We start from the raw sequence: 18,147 nt of genomic DNA on the forward strand, positions 1-18,147 counted from the left end.
ACTGCGCCGAACCGTTCCCGTTCGCGCAAGATCAACGCACGATTGTGCCGGATACGAGAAGATGGTGGGAATAAATCCCGACTGCCATGCTTTGAGCTATCAACAGCAGGTCAGGTATTCCAAAACTGTTTAAAAAACGTACAGCGGACGCTGGACGATGGCGGATTCTGATCGATACTTAACTTCGTCGATGCGGCATCTCCCCCAAGTGCCAGCATCGGTAAAGACACCAATGGATAGCGTGTCTTTGTTTTACTCCTAATGGTCTTAACCCGGATTCACCCCCCAGAACCCGGGTTTTTTTTGCCTGCGATTTACCGTCAGGCCGCTGCCTTCACTCTTGCCAGCGGGAACAGGCGCTTGAAGTTGGCACTGGTCTGTTCGGCGAAGCGCTCGTAACTCTCGCCTCGCAGCATCGCCAGAAACTCTGCCACCTCGCGCACGTACTCAGGCAGGTTGGGTTTGCCCCGGTAGGGAATGGGCGCCAGATAGGGCGAATCGGTCTCCACCAGCAGCCGGTCGGCGGGCACTTTGCTGGCGACGTCACGCAAGGCATCGGCATTGCGGAAGGTCACGATACCCGAGAGCGAAATATAGAAGCCCAGGTCCAGAGCCGCCTTGGCCATGTCCCAGTCTTCGGTGAAGCAATGCAGCACGCCACCTTGCGGCAGGGCGGCCTCGCGCAGAAGCTCCAGGGTATCGGCGCGGGCGCCACGGGTGTGAACGATCACGGGCTTGCCGGTGACGTTCGCTGCCTGCAGATGCAGACGAAACGACGCCTGCTGCAACTCTGCGGCCTCAGGCTCGTAGTGGTAATCCAGACCGGTTTCGCCAATGGCCACCACGCGGGAGTGGTTGAGTTCGCCAAGCAGCCACTCAAGTGCCGGCGCTTCGCCCGGCTTCAGGTCCAGCGGGTGAATGCCGACCGAGCAGTCGACATCGTCGTAGCGATCGGCGAGCGCTTTCACAGCATCCGCATTGTCGGCGCTGACGCCGATACACAGAAAATGACCTACGCCCCGCGCCCGCGCAGCCGCGAGGGCGTTATCGAGAGAGCCGTCGTGGGCGCTGAGATCGAGTCGATCGAGGTGGCAATGGGAATCTACAAGCATGGCAACAGGGGCAACTTACATCGTGTGGGTCGGACGGTCGGATTTGAGGGCTCCGGCCAGGTAGTTTTCAATCATGTTGCGGGCCGTGTTGTCGCCGTCGTTGAACTGCACGCCAACGCCGGCAGCCCGGTTACCCTGCGCGCCCTTGGGCGTGATCCAGGTGACCTTGCCCGCGACCGGAATCTTCTCCGGCTCATCCATCAGATTGAGCAGCATGAACACCTCGTCACCGAGCTTGTAACTCTTGCTGGTGGGGATGAACAGGCCGCCATTCTTGATGAACGGCATATAGGCGGCATACAGGACAGACTTGTCCTTGATGGTCAGGGACAGAATACCGTTACGTGGACCTGGACTCAGTGGCACGCTCATCTCGATTCCTCGGTAGTACTGATATCAGGCAGATGGCCAGTCTAACCCTGTCCGGTGAGACCTGCCCACTGCACCAATAACGCTTCGAGCAATAAAACCCGGTTCAGGTTCGCCTTGGACAGCACTTTCTGGCGCTGCAGGAGGACCCAGTCCTGGATCGCCAGCACGCTGCCCTGTGGCGATTTCTGCGCCAGGTACTGCAGCACTTTACGCATGTCGGGCAGCCCGAGCCCCTCTTCATCCTGCGTCAATTGGTAGCGCAGAATCAGATTCGACCAGTCGCAAAACCAGTCGAACAGCAGCAGCAAGGGTACATCCTTCCAGCCCTCGGCCAACTGCGTCGGCGACTGTTGCCCCTTGAGCAGCTTTTTCACGCCATCGACCACCAGCGCACGTTGCTCGCGCACACCCTGCGCCTGCAGGCTGACAGCCGCCAACGGTGAACCGGCGGCCAGCGTGAGCAGTTCGCGTCGCTCCTCTTCGGTAGACTCCGGTAAAGCCTCGGCCAGCCAGGCGACACTCATTGCCTCACCCGGCAGTGGGCACGCCTGCTGCACACAACGGCTTTTGATGGTCGGCAGCAATCGGCTCGGCTGATGACTGACGAGCAACAGGACGGTATCGCCCGAGGGCTCTTCCAGACTCTTCAGCAAGGCGTTGGCGGCATTGATGTTCATCGATTCGACAGGCTCGATCAGCACCACCTTGCGCCCGCCCATTTGCGAGGTCTGCACGACGAAGCTGACCAGATCGCGAACCTGATCGACCTTGATCGCCTTGTCCGCTTCTTCCGGCTCCAGCACGTAATTATCTGGATGACTGCCTGCTGCCAGCAGTGAGCAGGATTTGCAGTGACCGCACGCCTCAAGCCCCTGCGGCTGCTGGCAGAGCAGCAGGTACATGAGCCGTTCGGCGAGGGCACGCTTGCCAATGCCCGCCGGGCCATGCAGCAGATAGGCATGAGCATGCCGGGGTCGGCCAGCCAACTGCTGCCACAGGCTTTGTTGCCAAGGATAAGCCTCAGCCATTGCGACGGACCGCCAGCAGGTCGAGCAGGTCCGGCACCAGCGCGTCGAGCGACACCTGCACCTGCGCCAGTGGCTGCGCGGCATCCACCAGACGATAACGCTCGGGCGCTGCCGCGGCGCGGTTCAGATAGGTATTGCGCACGGCTTCGAAAAAGGCCCGGCCTTCCTGCTCGAACCGATCCAGCCGACCACGGGCAGCCGCTCGCGAAAGTCCGATCTCGACCGGCAGGTCGAACACCAGGGTCAGATCGGGACGCAGGTCACCCTGCACGAAATCTTCCAGCGCCGAAATGCGCTGCACGGAAAGTCCGCGACCCCCCCCCTGATAGGCGTAAGTAGCATCTGTAAAACGGTCACACAGCACCACCGCGCCGCGCGCCAGTGCGGGGCGGATCACGCCTGCCAGGTGCTGGGCACGGGCAGCGAACACCAGCAATAGCTCGGTGTCGGCGTGCATGGTTTCATCGCTCGGCGCCAGAAGCAGCTCGCGGATACGTTCGGCCAGCGGCGTGCCGCCAGGCTCGCGGGTGAGCACCACGTCAACGCCCTGGCTGCGCAGGCGTTCGGCAAGATACTCGCGGTTGGTGCTTTTACCCGCGCCTTCGGGACCTTCCAGCGTAATAAACAAACCAGTCACAGGCAGTCCTTAATCAGATTCATTGCGGGCTCTGCTCGCCTTTCGCAGCGTTATCAGCGGTGTCGGCAGGCGGATTCGACGGCTCTTTGGCAGAGGGCTCAGGCTGAGCGACTTCTGGGGAGCCGTGCTCAGACGATGATGGCTCGGCAGGCGCTGACTCGGCAGGCTGTGCCTGTTGTGCCGGCACCTGTGGCGCCGGCGCTGGCTCGATTGCCGGCTTCTCGGCCGTCGGGACAGGGTCCACGTCCGGCGTCGGCGCAACAATTGGCGCAGGGCTTGACCGATAATCGGCGCGCCGCTTGAGCTGAAACTCCTTCACCGCTGCGTTATGAGCCTCCAGATCGGCTGAAAAGACATGGCTGCCATCGCCCCGCGCGACGAAGTAGAGGCTGTTGCCTGGCGCAGGATTCATGGCCGCATGGATGGCTTCGCGCCCGACCATCGCAATCGGCGTCGGCGGCAGTCCGGAAATCACATAGGTGTTATACGGCGTGGCCTCTTTGAGGAACGCGCGGGTGATCTTGCCGTTGTATCGCTCGCCCAGGCCGTAGATGACCGTTGGATCGGTCTGCAGCAACATGCCCTGTTGCAAGCGTCGCACGAACACCCCCGCGATCTGTCCGCGTTCCTGCGGCACGCCCGTCTCTTTTTCGACCAGCGAAGCCATGATCAGCGCTTGGTAAGGATCGACGTAAGGCACATCCGCCGCACGCTGATCCCACTCTTGTGCAAGCACCTCATCAAGTCGGTTATAGGCCTGTTTGAGCAACTCGGCGTCGGTCATCCCGCGCACATAACGGTACGTGTCAGGAAAGAAACGGCCCTCGGGAAACACATCAGGGTGTCCCAGCTTCGCCATCAGTTCACTGTCGCTGAGGTTGTTCAGCGTCTGCTCGAGCTTCGGTTGTTTCGCCAGCGCGGCACGTACCTGCCGGAAGGTCCAGCCCTCGACCAGCGTGACGCTGTATTGCACGACCTCGCCTTTTTGCCACAGGGCCAGCAGTGATTGGGCGCTCATGCCCGGCGCCATGCGGTATTCGCCGCTGTGCAGCGCCTGCCCCTGAAGGTTGAAACGCCAGTAAAGCCGCAACCAGAAGGCGTCCTTGATCACGCCATCGGCCTGAAGACGGTTCAGTACCCCGGTGGGTGATGACCCCGAAGGCACGTCAAGCAGGCGCTCCTGATTCAGGTTCAACGGTTGCTGCAGCGCGGTATGTTGTTGCCAGAAGGCCACACCCAGCGCGAGCCCCGCCAGAACTACTCCCGTTTCCAGCAAGACGAATAATTTTCGGATCACGAATCAGATATCCAGAAGCCCGCGAACAAGACTTTGCAGTTTACGGGTGAGCGGCCCGACGGGCCAGTTCAGTCGCTCGACGCCGCGTACAGGCCAGATGCCATAGACACTGTTGCAGACGAAGACTTCATCGGCTTTCTGCAGGTCGGACATCTGCAGATCGAGCTCCCGTGCGGGAATGCTCGTCTGCTCGGCAAGCGCCAGCAGCTCCGCACGCATCACCCCGGCTACACCGCAACGACGCAGATCCGGGGTCAGCAGCACGCCGCCCTTGATCAGAAACAGATTGCTGAAGACACCTTCGATGACGCGCCCGCACGTATCGCGCATCAGGCCCTCAGCGTGGTCGCTATCCTGCCATTCGCCGCGGGCAATGACTTGCTCCAGACGATTGAGATGCTTGAGCCCGGCCAGCAACGGCTGCTCGGCGAGGCGGGTCTGACAGGCATAAAGCCGAACGCCCTGCTCCGCATTGCCCTGCGGGTAGGCCGGCAGCGGGCTGGCCTGAAGAATGCGCCGGGGCTGTGCGTCATGGCCGGGCGCGTAGCCGCGCAAGCCATCGCCGCGGGTGACGATCAGCTTCATCACGCCCTGGCCCATCTGGCTGGCGAACGACCGACACTCGCGTTCAATCAGCGGCAGATCCAGGCTCAGGCCCAGGCGCTTGCCGCCAAGCGCCAGACGCTCCAGATGCCGCTGCAAAAGCAATGGCTGCCCGGACTTGACCAGAATGGTTTCAAAAAAACCATCGCCGTAGGCCAATCCCCGGTCCTTCACGGACAGCGAATCTGCCGCGACGCCATCGACCCAGCACAATGTCATTCGGCAAACCGGCGGAAAACCAGCGAACCGTTTGTGCCACCAAAGCCGAAGGAATTGGAGATCACCACATCAATCGGCATCCGGCGCGGTTCGTGCGGGACGAAGTCCAGGTCACAGCCTTCATCCGGCTCATCGAGGTTGATGGTCGGCGGTGCCACCTGATCCTTGATCGCCAGCACGCTGAAGATCGCCTCGATCGCCCCTGCCGCACCCAGCAAATGACCGGTCATGGACTTGGTCGAGCTGACTGCCAGTTTGTAGGCATGATCGCCAAATACCGTCTTGATGGCGTTGACTTCAGCCAGGTCGCCAGCCGGGGTGGACGTGCCGTGGGCGTTGATGTACTGCACCTGCTCGGGCGCGACCTTCGCGTCGCGCAGCGCATTGGCGATGCAGCGGGCGGCGCCAGCGCCATCGTCCGGCGGCGAAGTCATGTGGAAAGCATCACCGCTCATGCCGAAGCCGATCAGCTCGGCGTAAATGGTCGCGCCACGCGCCTTGGCGTGCTCCAGCTCTTCCAGAACCAGCGCGCCCGCGCCATTGGAAAGCACGAAGCCATCACGGCCCTTGTCCCACGGACGGCTGGCGCGCGCCGGCTCGTCATTGCGGGTGGACAGCGCTCGGGAGGCGCCGAAACCGCCCATGCCCAGACCGCACGCCGCCATTTCCGCGCCGCCGGCGATCATAACGTCCGCCTCGTCGTAGGCAATGTTGCGCGCTGCCATGCCGATGCAGTGCGTGCTCGTCGTGCAAGCGGTGGCGATTGCGTAGTTGGGTCCCTGCGCGCCCAGATGGATCGACAGGAAACCGGAAATCATGTTGATGATCGAACCCGGCACGAAGAACGGGGAGATCTTGCCAGGGCCCTGCTCATGCAGCAGTCGGCTGGTGTTTTCGATGTTGGTCAGCCCACCGATGCCCGACCCCATGGCCACGCCGACACGCTCGCGGTTGGCGTCGGTGATCTCGATACCGGCGTTGCGCACAGCCTGAAAGCTCGCAGCCAGACCGTATTGAATGAACAGATCGAGCCTGCGTGCCTCTTTGGGCGACAGGTAATCTTCGACCTGGAATCCCTTGACCGAACCGCCGAAGCGGGTGGTGTAAGCCGAAAGGTCCGTGTGCTCGATAAGGCCAATGCCACTCTGGCCAGCCAGAATGCCTTGCCAGGTGCTAGGCACATCCGTGCCCAATGGCGTAAGCATACCCATACCGGTGACCACGACGCGTCTACGCGACACAGGACTCTCCTTTTTTCTATTGACGAAATGCGGCCCTGTTTAAAGAAAAAACCGCACGCCAAGGGCAGTGCGGTTTTTCCAGGACAGCAAACTACGACTACAAAATCTTACGCCTGGTGGGCGGTAACGTAATCGATAGCAGCTTGAACAGTGGTGATCTTCTCGGCTTCTTCGTCAGGGATTTCGGTCTCGAATTCCTCTTCCAGAGCCATTACCAGCTCAACGGTATCAAGGGAGTCGGCACCCAGGTCTTCAACGAAGGAAGCACTGTTGGTCACTTCCTCTTCCTTGACGCCAAGTTGTTCGGCAACGATTTTCTTGACGCGCTCTTCGATGGTGCTCATACCGTGTTTTAACTCCTAGTGGACAAATTCGGGCAGCTGGCCGATGGGTAAGTGTATAGAAGAGGTTTTGCGCATTTCAAGCTAAACGCAATTCCCGATACGCCCATCAGCCCTCGACCCATTAATAGATTTCAGCTTTATAACGGATTTTAGACAGCCCGTATGACATTTTTTCGATACGGCTGGTCACATGTACATGCCGCCGTTAACGGGGATTGTAGCCCCGGTAACGTAGCCTGCACCTTCCGAGGCAAGAAAAGCGACCACGTGCGCAATCTCTTCGGCCTGCCCCAGTCGACCCAGAGGAATCTGAGCCGTCAGGGAATCACGTTGTGCCTCTGGCAGCTCGCGCGTCATATCGGTGTCGATGAAGCCCGGGGTGACCGAGTTCACCGTCACTGCCCGCGAACCGACTTCACGCGCCAGCGCGCGGCCGAAGCCTTCCAGACCCGCCTTGGCGGCTGCATAGTTTACTTGACCTGCGTTGCCCATGGCACCCACTACGGAGCCAATGCTGATGATGCGACCCCAGCGAGCCTTGGTCATGCCGCGCAGTACGCCCTTGGACAGGCGATACAGGCTGTTCAGATTGGTATTGATGACGTCATGCCATTCGTCATCCTTCATGCGCATCATCAGGTTGTCACGTGTGATGCCTGCGTTGTTGATCAGGATCAACGGCGCGCCGACACGCTCCTGAATCTGCGCCAAGGCAGCCGAGACAGACTCGTCGCTGCCAACATCCAGCGCCAGACCAAAGCCTTCGATGCCGTTTTCCTTGAGGTAGGCGGTGATTTTTTCAGCGCCGGACTCCGAGGTCGCGGTCCCGACCACGATCGCGCCATTACGGCCCAGCTCCAGGGCGATAGCCCGGCCAATTCCGCGGCTGGCGCCGGTCACCAGTGCAACTTTACCCTGACTCATGCAGTTCTCCTTATCAGGCCAGCGCCGCACGGGTGGCGACGAAGGCATCTGGGGTATTGAGGTTGTGAGTGGCCACGCCGTCGGCGCAACGCTTGTTCAATCCGGCAAGCACCTTGCCCGGGCCGCATTCGACCAGTTGCAGGGCGCCATTGGCCGCCAGCGCCTGAACCGATTCGACCCAGCGGACCGGCTTGTAAAGCTGCTGCAACAAGTCGGTTTTCAGCGTCTGGAGATCGGCAGCGACGCTGGCGCTGACGTTCTGTACCAGAGGAATCTGCGGCGCCTGCCAGTCGATGGCGGCGATCGACTCGGCGAAACGCTCGGCCGCCGGGCGCATCAGTTCACAGTGCGACGGAACGCTGACCGGCAGCGGCAGCGCGCGTTTGGCGCCCTTGCCCTTGCAGACCTCGATGGCACGATCGACAGCCGCCTTGGCGCCTGCAATGACCACCTGACCGGGCGAGTTGAAGTTCACCGCGCTGACCACATCGCCCTGCGCCGCTTCGGCACAGGCCGCGATGACGTCCGCGTCTTCAAGGCCGAGAATCGCCGCCATACCGCCCTGCCCTGCAGGCACGGCCTCTTGCATCAATTGACCGCGACGCTCCACCAGCCTGACCGCATCGGCGAGCGACAGGCTGCCAGCTGCGACCAGGGCGCTGTATTCGCCCAGACTGTGACCGGCGACGTAGGCAGGACGCGCGCCGCCTTCTGCCAGCCAGAGACGCCAGAGTGCAATGGACGCCGTCAGAATCGCAGGCTGGGTTTTGTCGGTCTGATTGAGGGTTTCTTCCGGGCCCTGCTGAGTCAGCGCCCAGAGGTCATAGCCCAGCGCATCGGAGGCTTCTTTGAACGTGTCCAGCACCAACGGGTACTGCGCGCCCAGCTCGGCAAGCATGCCGAGGGACTGCGAGCCCTGGCCCGGAAAGACGAATGCGACGGAAGCAGACATTGACAAGCCCCTGATTATTGTCGTCGAAAAGAACGCCCGGCGAGGCCGAACGCAAGATAATTCAAAGTGTTGCGACTGGTCAGTTGGATGACCAAGCAGTCACAGGGGTCACATTCTAGCGCAAGACGCAGACCCAGATTCTAGAGCAGCTCTTCCAGACGCCCATGCAGCCGTTCTGGAAGATTTTCCTGGATTTCGATGAGCGCCCGCTGGATCGCGCTCTGAAACCCCTGCGCCCCGGCAGAACCGTGGCTTTTGATCACGATGCCCTGCAAGCCGAGAAAGCTCGCGCCATTGTGCCGAGCCGGCGCAAGGTCAGCCTTCAGGCGCTTGAGCAGCGGCAACGCCAGCGCACCGACGGCCCTGGACATCACGTTCTGGCGGAACAGGGTTTCGATCCGGTCACCAATCATCGTTGCCAACCCCTCGCTCGACTTGAGCAGGATATTGCCCACGAAACCATCGCAGACCACCACATCGGCCTCGCCCCGGTACAGGCCATCGCCCTCGATGAACCCGACATAATTGAGGCCCGGCGCAGCCTGCAAAAGACTCGACGCCAGCTTGACCTGCTGATTGCCCTTGATGTCCTCGGTGCCCACGTTGAGCAAGGCCACCTTGGGCCGCGTCACACCCAGCGCTTGCGCCGCCACCGACCCCATTACCGCGAACTGATAGAGGTTATCGGCGCTGGAGTCCACGTTCGCGCCCAGATCCAGCAACTGGCAGTAACCACGCTGAGTAGGGATCGCGGCCACCATGGCCGGCCGATCGATGCCCGGCAGGGTCTTGAGCACAAACCGCGACAACGCCATGAGCGCACCGGTATTGCCCGCACTGACACACGCCTGAGCCTGCCCGTCTGCCAGCAGACGCAATGCCACGCGCATCGAGGAGTCCGGCTTGCCACGCAAGGCGACGGCGGGCCGGTCGTCCATGGTGATCACTTCCGTGGCATTGACGACGAGCAGGCGCGATCGATCGACACCGGAATGGCGTGCGATGAGGTCTTCAAGTAGGGGAGCTTGACCGACGAGGGTCAGATGAAGCGAGGGTGTTGCGAGCAGGCAGGCAATGCTGGCCTGAACAATGCTGCGGGGACCGAAGTCCCCGCCCATTGCGTCGATCGCGATGACCGGAGCGGACAAGAAATTACTCGTCAGCGCCCTTGTCGATCACTTTACGGCCACGGTATACGCCTTCTGGCGATACGTGGTGACGCAGGTGAACTTCACCGGTGGTTTTTTCTACAGACAGAGTGCTAGCCTCGAGAGCGTCGTGCGAACGGCGCATGTCGCGGGCAGAGCGGGATTTTTTGTTCTGCTGAACAGCCATAATTGATTAACTCCTAAACGTTTGGGTCACGCTTTAACTGCGCCAATACACTGAACGGGTTGGACCGCGTTACCTCGTCCACGCTCGGCTCGGGCTCATCGAGGCCCGCCGGCTGCTGGCATTCTTTCGGATCATGAGTTGGCACAATGGGCAAGGCGAGCAGAAGCTCATCCTCGATCAATGCCAGCAGATCCAATGGATCTTCGCCGAGTTCCAGCACGTCATAGCCTTTCGGCAACGACTGGGTATTTGCACCCTCCTTCACCACCGCGTAACTGCATTCGCTGTGGATCGGCAGGGTGACCAGCTCAAGACAACGCTGGCAAACCATTTTGACTTCGACGTCAATGTCGCTGTGGATAACCACGGCGCGTTGCTCGTCTCGTTCAAAAACGAATTTCGCCTGCACTGTACCGAGATTGTCAGCAAGCGGGTCGCAGAGTCTCTCCAAATCAGCCAGCGGCAACTCTCCTTCAAGAGTAGTGCCACGATCAGCTAATTTGCGCGGGTCAACGTGAGGTGGAATCGGGTCATTCAACATAGGCGCAGCATTCTAGGGACGAGCCCTGCGACTGTCAAAGGAAATTCAGGGCTGTTCGCAACCTGACCCTCTGATTACACTCGACTTTCATGTTTCGGAGAACCCCATGCTGCCTTTACTCCTTGCCTCCAGCTCGCCTTATCGACGTCAATTGCTCGATCGCCTGCGCTTGCCGTTCGTCTGCGCGTCGCCGGACATCGATGAAAGCCGCCAGCCCGCAGAGCCTGCCCGGACACTGGTCATGCGCCTGGCGCGGGAGAAAGCCATGGCGCTGGCCCACGATTATCCCGAGCATCTGATCATCGGATCCGATCAAGTGGCCGTGCTGGGGGAGCAGGTTCTTGGCAAACCGCACAGCTTCGAACGCGCCATGGAACAGCTCACTGCCAGCAGCGGCAAAAGCGTGAGCTTCCTCACAGGTCTTGCGCTGTATAACAGCAGCACCGGTCACTGTCAGGTCGACTGCATACCTTTTACCGTGCACATGCGCGCGCTCGATCAGGCAAGCATCAGCCGCTATCTTCATGCAGAACAGCCGTATGACTGCGCGGGCAGTTTCAAGGCAGAAGGCCTGGGCGTCACCCTGTTCCGCAGCACCGAAGGCCCAGATGCGACGAGCCTGATAGGCCTTCCCCTGATCAGACTGGTGGACATGCTGACGGCCGAGGGCGTGCAGCTGCCCTGACCGATCGCCAACGCAAGCCACAAAAAAACCCGACCAATGGCCGGGTTTTTCATTGGTGCAGACCGATCAGCGCAGCGTTGGGCCCTTGAAACCGGCCCACATGGCAATCTGTTCCGCCACACTGGAGCCAAGCTTCTTGGAGAAGCGATCGAATGGCGACTCCTCGACGGTGTAGTCGACCATCTCCTTCTCGCCGATGATCTCGCGCGCCACATAGCTCGCACTGCCCAGGCCGTCGACCAGACCCAGCCCCACCGCCTGCTCGCCCGTCCAGACAAGACCGGAAAACAACTCGGGATGTTCTTTGTCCTTAAGGCGTTCGCCGCGGCCTGCTTTCACGCTGGCAATGAACTGCTGATGCGTGGTGTCCAGCACGCTCTGCCAGAAGGCGGTCTCATCAGCTTTGGGCGGCTGGAACGGGTCCAGGAACGCCTTGTGCTCGCCGGACGTATAAGTACGACGATCGACGCCAAGTTTCTCCATGGTGCCGACAAACCCGAACCCGGCCGCCGTCACGCCAATGGAACCCACCAGACTCGCTTTATCGGCGTAGATCTGGTCGGCCGCGCTGGCAATGTAGTACGCGCCAGAGGCACCCAGATCGGTGATGACGGCATATACCTTGATCTCTGGCTTCTTGGCGCGCAGACGACGAATTTCGTCATATATATAACCGGACTGCACGGGACTGCCCCCTGGGCTGTTGATCCGCAGAATCACACCCTTGGTCTTTTCGTCCTCGAAGGCCGCACGCAAGCTGCCGACGATATTGTCAGCGCTGGCCGCTTCGGTGTCGGCGATCATGCCTTTGACTTCGATCAGCGCGGTGTGGCTGCTCTTGCGCGACGCGCCCTTTTCAAAATCCATCAGCGGCGAAAACAACGCCAGCGCGCCGAACAGGTAAATGAAAGTCAGGGATTTGAAGAAGATTCCCCAGCGACGGGTGCGACGATGCTCCTGCACGTTGGCCAACAGCGTCTTTTCCAGGAGTTTCCAGCTTTTTGCATCAAGCTTGCTGTCACCCTCGTCTTTATCCTGCGAAGACGGTGACTTCCATTCGTCCGACATAGATTAATTACCCCAACAACGAAGATTCGGCGGCCCGCACACCCAACCAGGTGCGCAGCTCGGAAAAATGCCCGATCGCCAGGCGCGGTTCGTACTGGCGCAACGAGTCCAGAGCCTGCGCTCCGTACCCCACCGCCACTGAATCCATGCCAGCATTACGGGCCATCAACAAATCAAATGAAGCGTCGCCGACCATCAGCGCCTTTTCAGGCCGCACACCGCACTGCTGAAGAATCTCGTTGAGCATCAGCGGATCAGGCTTGCTGGCGGTTTCATCCGCCGCCCGGGTAGCGTCGAAGTAATCCTGCCAGCCGTGCGCCTTGAGCACGCGATCCAGCCCCCGACGGGCCTTACCGGTCGCAACCGCGAGCCGATAGCCTTCGGCGCGGAACGCCTCCAGCGACTCGTGCACACCCTCGAACAGCTTCGAAGGCTCAACGTCCATTGCCATGTAGCTGTCGGCGTAGTGTTGGCGAAAATCGATCAGGTCATTGGCAGTGATTTCCGGATAGAGCGTACGAATCGCCTCCGGCAAACCCAAGCCGATGATCCCCTTGATTGCCGCCTCGTCACGCACAGGCCTTGCAGAGAGATTTGCGGCGGCTTGCATGGCATCGACGATGCGGCCTACGGAATCGGACAGCGTGCCGTCCCAGTCGAAAATCAGCAGCTCATAATCAGGGCGCACTCAATCGCTCCACAGTCTTGGCCCACATCTCGTCCACGGGCGCTTCGAGTTTCAGCTCGCCGCCATCGGGCAGCGGCACGGTCAAGGCATAAGCATGCAGGAACAGGCGCTTGCCGCCCAGATCGCGGATTTCCCGGGTGAAATCTTCATCACCGTATTTGCTGTCGCCAGCAATGCAGTGACCGGCGTGCAGCGCATGCACGCGAATCTGGTGGGTACGACCGGTTATCGGACGCGCCTCGACCATGGTGGCAAAGTCACCGAAGCGGCGCAGCACCTTGAAAAGCGTCAGCGCCTCTTTGCCCTCATCGTTCACTTCGACCATACGCTCGCCGGAACGCAGGTTGCTCTTGAGCAACGGCGCACGGACCTGTTTCTGCGATGTCGCCCAGTGCCCGCGGACCAGCGCCATGTAGCGCTTGTCGACGCCGTCGCCGCGCAATTGCTCATGCAGATGGCGCAACATGCTGCGCTTCTTGGCAATCATCAGCAGACCCGAGGTGTCCCGATCCAGGCGATGCACCAGCTCGAGCTCCTTGGCATCGGGACGCAACTGACGAAAGGCTTCGATGACGCCGAAGCTCAGCCCGCTGCCGCCGTGAACCGCGATGCCAGCGGGCTTGTTGAGGACGATCAGGCCTTTGTCCTCATGGACGATGGCGGCTTCGAGCCGCTGCAGCAGGCCTTGAGCGACCGGCACCGGCTCGTCGCGCTCAGGCACGCGCACTGGCGGGACGCGCACAATGTCGCCGGCCTGAAGCTTGTACTCGGGCTTGATCCGCCCCTTGTTCACTCGCACTTCGCCCTTGCGCAATATGCGGTAAATCAAGGTCTTGGGAACGCCCTTGAGGTACGTGATCAGAAAATTATCGATGCGTTGACCGGCAAGTTCCGGCGCAACCTCTACCAGCTGGACGCCAGGGGTTGGGGGGGTGATATTCGTCATGGCGCAAATCATAACAATTTTTTATGGATTTGAAGCACTTAATGATTGCTGCTATAGTCGCGAACGCCGCCAAAAGCGGCCTGGACAGCGGACAAACGGTATGACAACCGGCCCTGACCAACGCAATTCACGAGGGCGCGAGGCCGCCCTACGGGGCTTTCGGTGACAACGGAAGATCAGCAGGCGTTACGAGCGCAGGTGACATGAGGCCTGAAACAAGCCCGATCGCGGAGTGAGTCACTCGCCATCGAGGCCCACGTTCAAGGCCAGTTCACAAGGTGCAGTCGCAGGCAATCTCTCCGGGCGAATGCTTCGGAAACCATGCCTTATTTGAGCCATGACGCGCGAACTTCCCATCGAAGATCGCGGTAAATGCAACCCGTTGCGGATTCAGCGCGCGGCAGCACCCGAATTATCAGGGATACGTGTGGGGTGGAGACGCACAACCGTCGGACTGTGTAGCAAAAGGCTTTATTCAAGACGCTTCATATCGTCCGCTACCGATGGTTGATTCCTCCTCCTGACAAAGCTTTTGCTGACAGGGTGTCATTTGTCACCACAGCAAGCAGGAAACGTCGTCGCGACTACGGCCCCGCTGGCCGAATATCGCTAGACACTGGAGTGTTAAAACACTCCTGACGCGCCCTGACACCGACCGTGAGAAGTCGTGTGTGCCGAACGCCGTTTCCGGCAGCCCGGAAACCGACGGTACTACATGAAAAGAATGCTGATTAACGCGACTCAACCCGAAGAGTTGCGTGTTGCGCTGGTAGACGGCCAGCGCCTATACGACCTGGACATCGAATCCGGGGCCCGCGAACAGAAGAAGGCCAACATCTATAAAGGCCGGATCACGCGCATCGAACCCAGCCTTGAAGCGGCGTTTGTCGACTTCGGCTCCGAGCGTCACGGCTTCCTGCCGCTGAAAGAAATCTCCCGCGAATACTTCAAGAAGTCCCCTGAAGGCCGCGTCAACATCAAGGACGTCCTGAGCGAAGGCCAGGAAGTCATCGTTCAGGTCGAAAAAGAAGAGCGTGGCAACAAGGGCGCAGCCCTGACCACCTTCATCAGCCTGGCCGGTCGTTATCTGGTGCTGATGCCGAACAATCCGCGCGCCGGCGGCATCTCGCGTCGCATCGAAGGCGAAGAGCGCAACGAGCTGCGTGAAGCGCTCAACGGCCTGATCGCCCCTGCCGACATGGGCCTGATCGTTCGCACCGCCGGTCTTGGCCGCAGCAGCGAAGAAATGCAGTGGGACCTCGACTACCTGCTGCAACTGTGGACCGCCATCAAAGAGGCCTCCCAGGACCGCGCCGCGCCTTTCCTGATCTACCAGGAAAGCAATGTCATCATCCGCGCCATCCGTGACTACCTGCGCCAGGACATCGGCGAAGTGCTGATCGACAGCGTCGAAGCTCAGGAAGAAGCACTGACCTTCATCCGTCAGGTGATGCCGCAGTACGCCAGCAAGATCAAGCTGTACGAAGACAGCGTTCCCCTTTTCAATCGCTTCCAGATCGAAAGCCAGATCGAGACCGCTTTCCAGCGCGTCGTCGAACTGCCTTCCGGCGGCTCCATCGTCATCGATCCTACCGAAGCGCTGGTGTCCATCGACATCAACTCGGCGCGCGCCACCAAAGGCAGCGACATCGAAGAAACCGCCCTGCAGACCAACCTTGAAGCGGCCGAAGAAATCGCCCGTCAACTGCGCCTGCGCGACATCGGCGGCCTGATCGTCATCGACTTCATCGACATGACGCCTGCCAAGAACCAGCGCGCCGTGGAAGAAAAGGTCCGCGAAAGCCTGGAAGCCGACCGTGCCCGAGTTCAGGTCGGTCGCATTTCGCGTTTCGGCCTGCTGGAAATGTCCCGTCAGCGCCTGCGTCCGTCTCTGGGCGAGAGCAGCGGCATCGTGTGCCCGCGCTGCAGCGGCACCGGCATCATTCGCGACGTCGAATCGCTGTCGCTGGCGATCCTGCGCCTGATCGAAGAAGAAGCCCTGAAAGACCGTACCGCCGAAGTCCGCGCTCAAGTGCCGATCCCGGTGGCTGCGTTCCTGCTCAACGAAAAACGCAATTCGATCACCAAGATCGAGCTGCGCACTCGTGCACGCATCGTCATCCTGCCGAACGATCACCTCGAAACGCCTCACTTCGAAGTGCAGCGTCTGCGTGACGACAGCCCTGAAGCGCACAGCCTGCAGTCGAGCTACGAGATTGCCGCGGCTGCCGCCGAAGTGGAAGAAGTCCAGCCGACAGCCGCCACTCGCACGCTGGTTCGCCAGGAAGCAGCGGTCAAGACCGCGCCGGCCCGCGCCAACGCGCCAGTGCCAACCGAAACCGCTGCACCGGTCGCTCCCGCGCCTGTCGCCCATGAGCCAAGCCTGTTCAAAGGCCTGGTGAAATCCCTGGTCAGCCTGTTCGCGACCAAGGAAGAGCCTGCTGCCCCGGCCGCCGTCGTCGAGAAACCGGCCACCGAGCGGCCTGCCCGCAACGAAGAGCGTCGCAACGGTCGCCAGCAGAGCCGCAGCCGTAACGGCCGCCGCGATGAAGAGCGCAAGCCTCGCGAAGAGCGTGCGCCGCGTGCCGAGCGTGAAGAACGCGCACCGCGCGAAGAGCGTGCACCTCGTGAAGAACGCGCCCTTCGTGAAGAGCGCGCTCCCCGCGAAGAACGTGCCCCGCGCGAGCCGCGTGAAGCCCGTGACGAAACCGCCGCACCACGGGAAGAACGTCAACCTCGTGCGCCGCGTGAAGAGCGTCAGCCACGTGCACCGCGCGAAGACCGCAAGCCGCGCGAAGAGCGCGTGCGTGAACTGCGCGAACCACTGGATGCCGCTCCGGCAGTCAATGTGCCGCGCGAAGAACGTCCTGAACGCGCCCCGCGTGAAGAGCGTCAGCCGCGTCCGCCGCGTGAAGAGCGTCAACCGCGCGCCGAGCAGGCTGCAGCGGCTGCCGAAGACGAAACATTGCTGAGCAACGAAGAGCAGCAGGACGATAACCAGGAACACGCCGAAGGCGATCGCCCTCGTCGTCGTTCCCGTGGTCAGCGTCGTCGCAGCAACCGTCGTGAGCGTCAGCGCGATGCCAACGGTGATGTGATCGAAGGCTCTGAAGGCAGCGAAGGCGGCCAGGAACAGGCCGCTGAAGTCCGTGACTCGGGCAATAGCACTGAAATCGCCGCAGGTCTGGCGGTCACCGCAGCCGTCGCTGAAAGCGTGATCAGCGCCCCGGCCGAGGCTGATGCCCACCGTCAGGCAGAGCGCGCCAACTCGACAGCCGAAGCCTCGGCAGTTGAACCGGCCGAGAAAGCGCCTGAGCCTGTTGTGCAGGCGCCTGTCGCCGAAGCACCTGCCATCGAAAGTCAGGATGCACCGGTCAAACGTTCGGTCATGCCGGAAGTTGAAGTGGCTCAATTCGATGCGTCGCTGAGCCCGTTCGAGCGTCAGGTCAAAGCCGCTGCTCAGGCTGAGCAGGTCGATGCCCCCGCTGCGGAACAAGCGCCAGTCGCCGTTGAAGCACCGGCTCCTGTGGTAGAGGCCCCGGCCGCTGCTCCTGTCGAAGCGCCGAAAGCCGCCGAGCCAGTGATCGAGAAGCCAGCTGCTGTCGCACCTGTATCCGAGGCGCCTGTAGCCGAAGCCGCTGTAGCCGAAACCCCAGTGGCCGACGCTCCCGTGGTTGAATCGGCTGACCAGACGGCAGCGCCGGAAATCGTCGCCGCACCAGTTGCCGTCGAAGCTGCAGCTGCTCCGGCGCCTGCCGCCGAGAAACCGGCACTGCCAATGGCCAGCACCGGTCGCGCGCCGAACGATCCTCGTGAAGTTCGCCGTCGCCGCCTGGAAGCCGAGCGTCTGCAGAAGGAAGCCGAAGCTGCCGCGAGCGCTGCACCTGTCGCTCAGGCAGAAGCTGCCAGCCCTGCTCCTGCCGTCGAAGCCGTCTCCGCTCCAGCCCCGGCTGTCAGCGAAAACGTCGAGCCGGCCAAGGCTGTCGTGACTGAAAACGGTGAAGAACTGGAAGAGAACAAAGAGCCTAAACCGCTCGCGTAATCCTTCAGTCAACAAAAAGCCCCACCTGTGTGAGCAGGTGGGGCTTTTTTTATGGCAGTGTCCCGTCCTGAATAAGGTTTACACCTTCTGACCTTTCCTCAGGAGGAACCAAT

18 protein-coding genes are annotated in these 18,147 nt (G+C 61.0%); 2 read left to right on the plus strand and 16 right to left on the minus strand.

Annotated features, from left to right (window positions below):
• Positions 1–320 precede the first annotated feature (320 nt).
• The 13 genes from QRN36_RS27270 to QRN36_RS27330 form a co-directional block, all read right to left on the minus strand.
• The gene (locus tag QRN36_RS27270) at positions 321–1,112 is read right to left on the minus strand and encodes a TatD family hydrolase (RefSeq protein ID WP_285426820.1); all 792 of its coding nucleotides are present in this window, start codon (positions 1,110–1,112) and stop codon (positions 321–323) included.
• Between the two features lie 15 nt (positions 1,113–1,127).
• On the minus strand, positions 1,128–1,484 hold the full coding sequence (locus QRN36_RS27275) for a PilZ domain-containing protein (RefSeq protein WP_037011754.1): 357 nt from the start codon (positions 1,482–1,484) through the stop codon (positions 1,128–1,130).
• Between the two features lie 41 nt (positions 1,485–1,525).
• Positions 1,526–2,512 (minus strand): DNA polymerase III subunit delta', encoded by a 987-nt coding sequence (locus QRN36_RS27280; RefSeq protein ID WP_285426821.1) that lies wholly within the window; start codon positions 2,510–2,512, stop codon positions 1,526–1,528.
• A complete protein-coding gene (tmk, locus tag QRN36_RS27285; RefSeq protein WP_285426822.1) occupies positions 2,505–3,149 on the minus strand; it encodes a dTMP kinase in 645 nt (214 codons plus the stop codon). The genes QRN36_RS27280 and tmk overlap by 8 nt, the downstream gene beginning before the upstream one ends.
• A gap of 19 nt (positions 3,150–3,168) precedes the next feature.
• The gene (mltG, locus tag QRN36_RS27290) at positions 3,169–4,446 is read right to left on the minus strand and encodes an endolytic transglycosylase MltG (protein WP_285426823.1); all 1,278 of its coding nucleotides are present in this window, start codon (positions 4,444–4,446) and stop codon (positions 3,169–3,171) included.
• A gap of 3 nt (positions 4,447–4,449) precedes the next feature.
• Positions 4,450–5,268: an aminodeoxychorismate lyase gene (gene pabC, locus QRN36_RS27295; RefSeq protein WP_285426824.1), complete on the minus strand. Its 819-nt coding sequence runs from the start codon at positions 5,266–5,268 to the stop codon at positions 4,450–4,452.
• The gene (gene fabF / locus QRN36_RS27300; protein WP_093469629.1) at positions 5,265–6,509 is read right to left on the minus strand and encodes a beta-ketoacyl-ACP synthase II; all 1,245 of its coding nucleotides are present in this window, start codon (positions 6,507–6,509) and stop codon (positions 5,265–5,267) included. The genes pabC and fabF overlap by 4 nt, the downstream gene beginning before the upstream one ends.
• A 107-nt stretch (positions 6,510–6,616) precedes the next feature.
• Complete coding sequence (acpP, locus tag QRN36_RS27305; RefSeq protein WP_016973676.1) at positions 6,617–6,853, minus strand: acyl carrier protein; 237 nt, start codon at positions 6,851–6,853, stop codon at positions 6,617–6,619.
• A 186-nt stretch (positions 6,854–7,039) separates the two neighbouring features.
• Entirely contained in the window at positions 7,040–7,777 is a 738-nt protein-coding gene (gene fabG, locus QRN36_RS27310) for a 3-oxoacyl-ACP reductase FabG (protein ID WP_285426825.1), read from the minus strand.
• Between the two features lie 13 nt (positions 7,778–7,790).
• Positions 7,791–8,729 carry an ACP S-malonyltransferase gene (gene fabD, locus QRN36_RS27315; RefSeq protein ID WP_285426826.1) on the minus strand — a complete coding sequence of 313 codons (939 nt, stop codon included), beginning with the start codon at positions 8,727–8,729 and terminating at the stop codon, positions 7,791–7,793.
• 140 nt (positions 8,730–8,869) lie between these two features.
• A complete protein-coding gene (gene plsX, locus QRN36_RS27320; RefSeq protein WP_285426827.1) occupies positions 8,870–9,877 on the minus strand; it encodes a phosphate acyltransferase PlsX in 1,008 nt (335 codons plus the stop codon).
• A gap of 4 nt (positions 9,878–9,881) precedes the next feature.
• Positions 9,882–10,064, minus strand: a complete 183-nt coding sequence (rpmF, locus tag QRN36_RS27325; protein WP_003179396.1) for a 50S ribosomal protein L32 — start codon at positions 10,062–10,064, stop codon at positions 9,882–9,884.
• A gap of 13 nt (positions 10,065–10,077) precedes the next feature.
• Positions 10,078–10,605 carry a YceD family protein gene (locus QRN36_RS27330; protein ID WP_093469643.1) on the minus strand — a complete coding sequence of 176 codons (528 nt, stop codon included), beginning with the start codon at positions 10,603–10,605 and terminating at the stop codon, positions 10,078–10,080.
• A gap of 106 nt (positions 10,606–10,711) precedes the next feature.
• On the opposite strand from QRN36_RS27330, the gene QRN36_RS27335 reads away from it, so the two are divergent.
• Positions 10,712–11,290 carry a nucleoside triphosphate pyrophosphatase gene (locus QRN36_RS27335; protein WP_285426828.1) on the plus strand — a complete coding sequence of 193 codons (579 nt, stop codon included), beginning with the start codon at positions 10,712–10,714 and terminating at the stop codon, positions 11,288–11,290.
• A gap of 66 nt (positions 11,291–11,356) precedes the next feature.
• Here the strand turns inward: QRN36_RS27335 and sppA are convergent, their stop codons facing one another.
• Genes sppA through rluC form a run of 3 tightly spaced genes read right to left on the minus strand, consistent with a single transcriptional unit; the run spans position 11,357 to position 13,992 of the window.
• On the minus strand, positions 11,357–12,358 hold the full coding sequence (sppA, locus tag QRN36_RS27340) for a signal peptide peptidase SppA (protein WP_285426829.1): 1,002 nt from the start codon (positions 12,356–12,358) through the stop codon (positions 11,357–11,359).
• A gap of 7 nt (positions 12,359–12,365) precedes the next feature.
• A complete protein-coding gene (locus QRN36_RS27345) occupies positions 12,366–13,046 on the minus strand; it encodes an HAD-IA family hydrolase (RefSeq protein WP_285426830.1) in 681 nt (226 codons plus the stop codon).
• Positions 13,036–13,992, minus strand: a complete 957-nt coding sequence (gene rluC, locus QRN36_RS27350) for a 23S rRNA pseudouridine(955/2504/2580) synthase RluC (protein WP_285426831.1) — start codon at positions 13,990–13,992, stop codon at positions 13,036–13,038. The genes QRN36_RS27345 and rluC overlap by 11 nt, the downstream gene beginning before the upstream one ends.
• A 715-nt stretch (positions 13,993–14,707) precedes the next feature.
• Here rluC and rne point away from each other — a divergent pair.
• Complete coding sequence (rne, locus tag QRN36_RS27355; protein ID WP_285426832.1) at positions 14,708–18,034, plus strand: ribonuclease E; 3,327 nt, start codon at positions 14,708–14,710, stop codon at positions 18,032–18,034.
• Positions 18,035–18,147 lie beyond the last annotated feature (113 nt).

Origin of the sequence: Pseudomonas sp. efr-133-TYG-103a (assembly GCF_030209235.1) — a bacterium.
In the GTDB taxonomy this organism is placed as follows: Bacteria; Pseudomonadota; Gammaproteobacteria; order Pseudomonadales; family Pseudomonadaceae; genus Aquipseudomonas.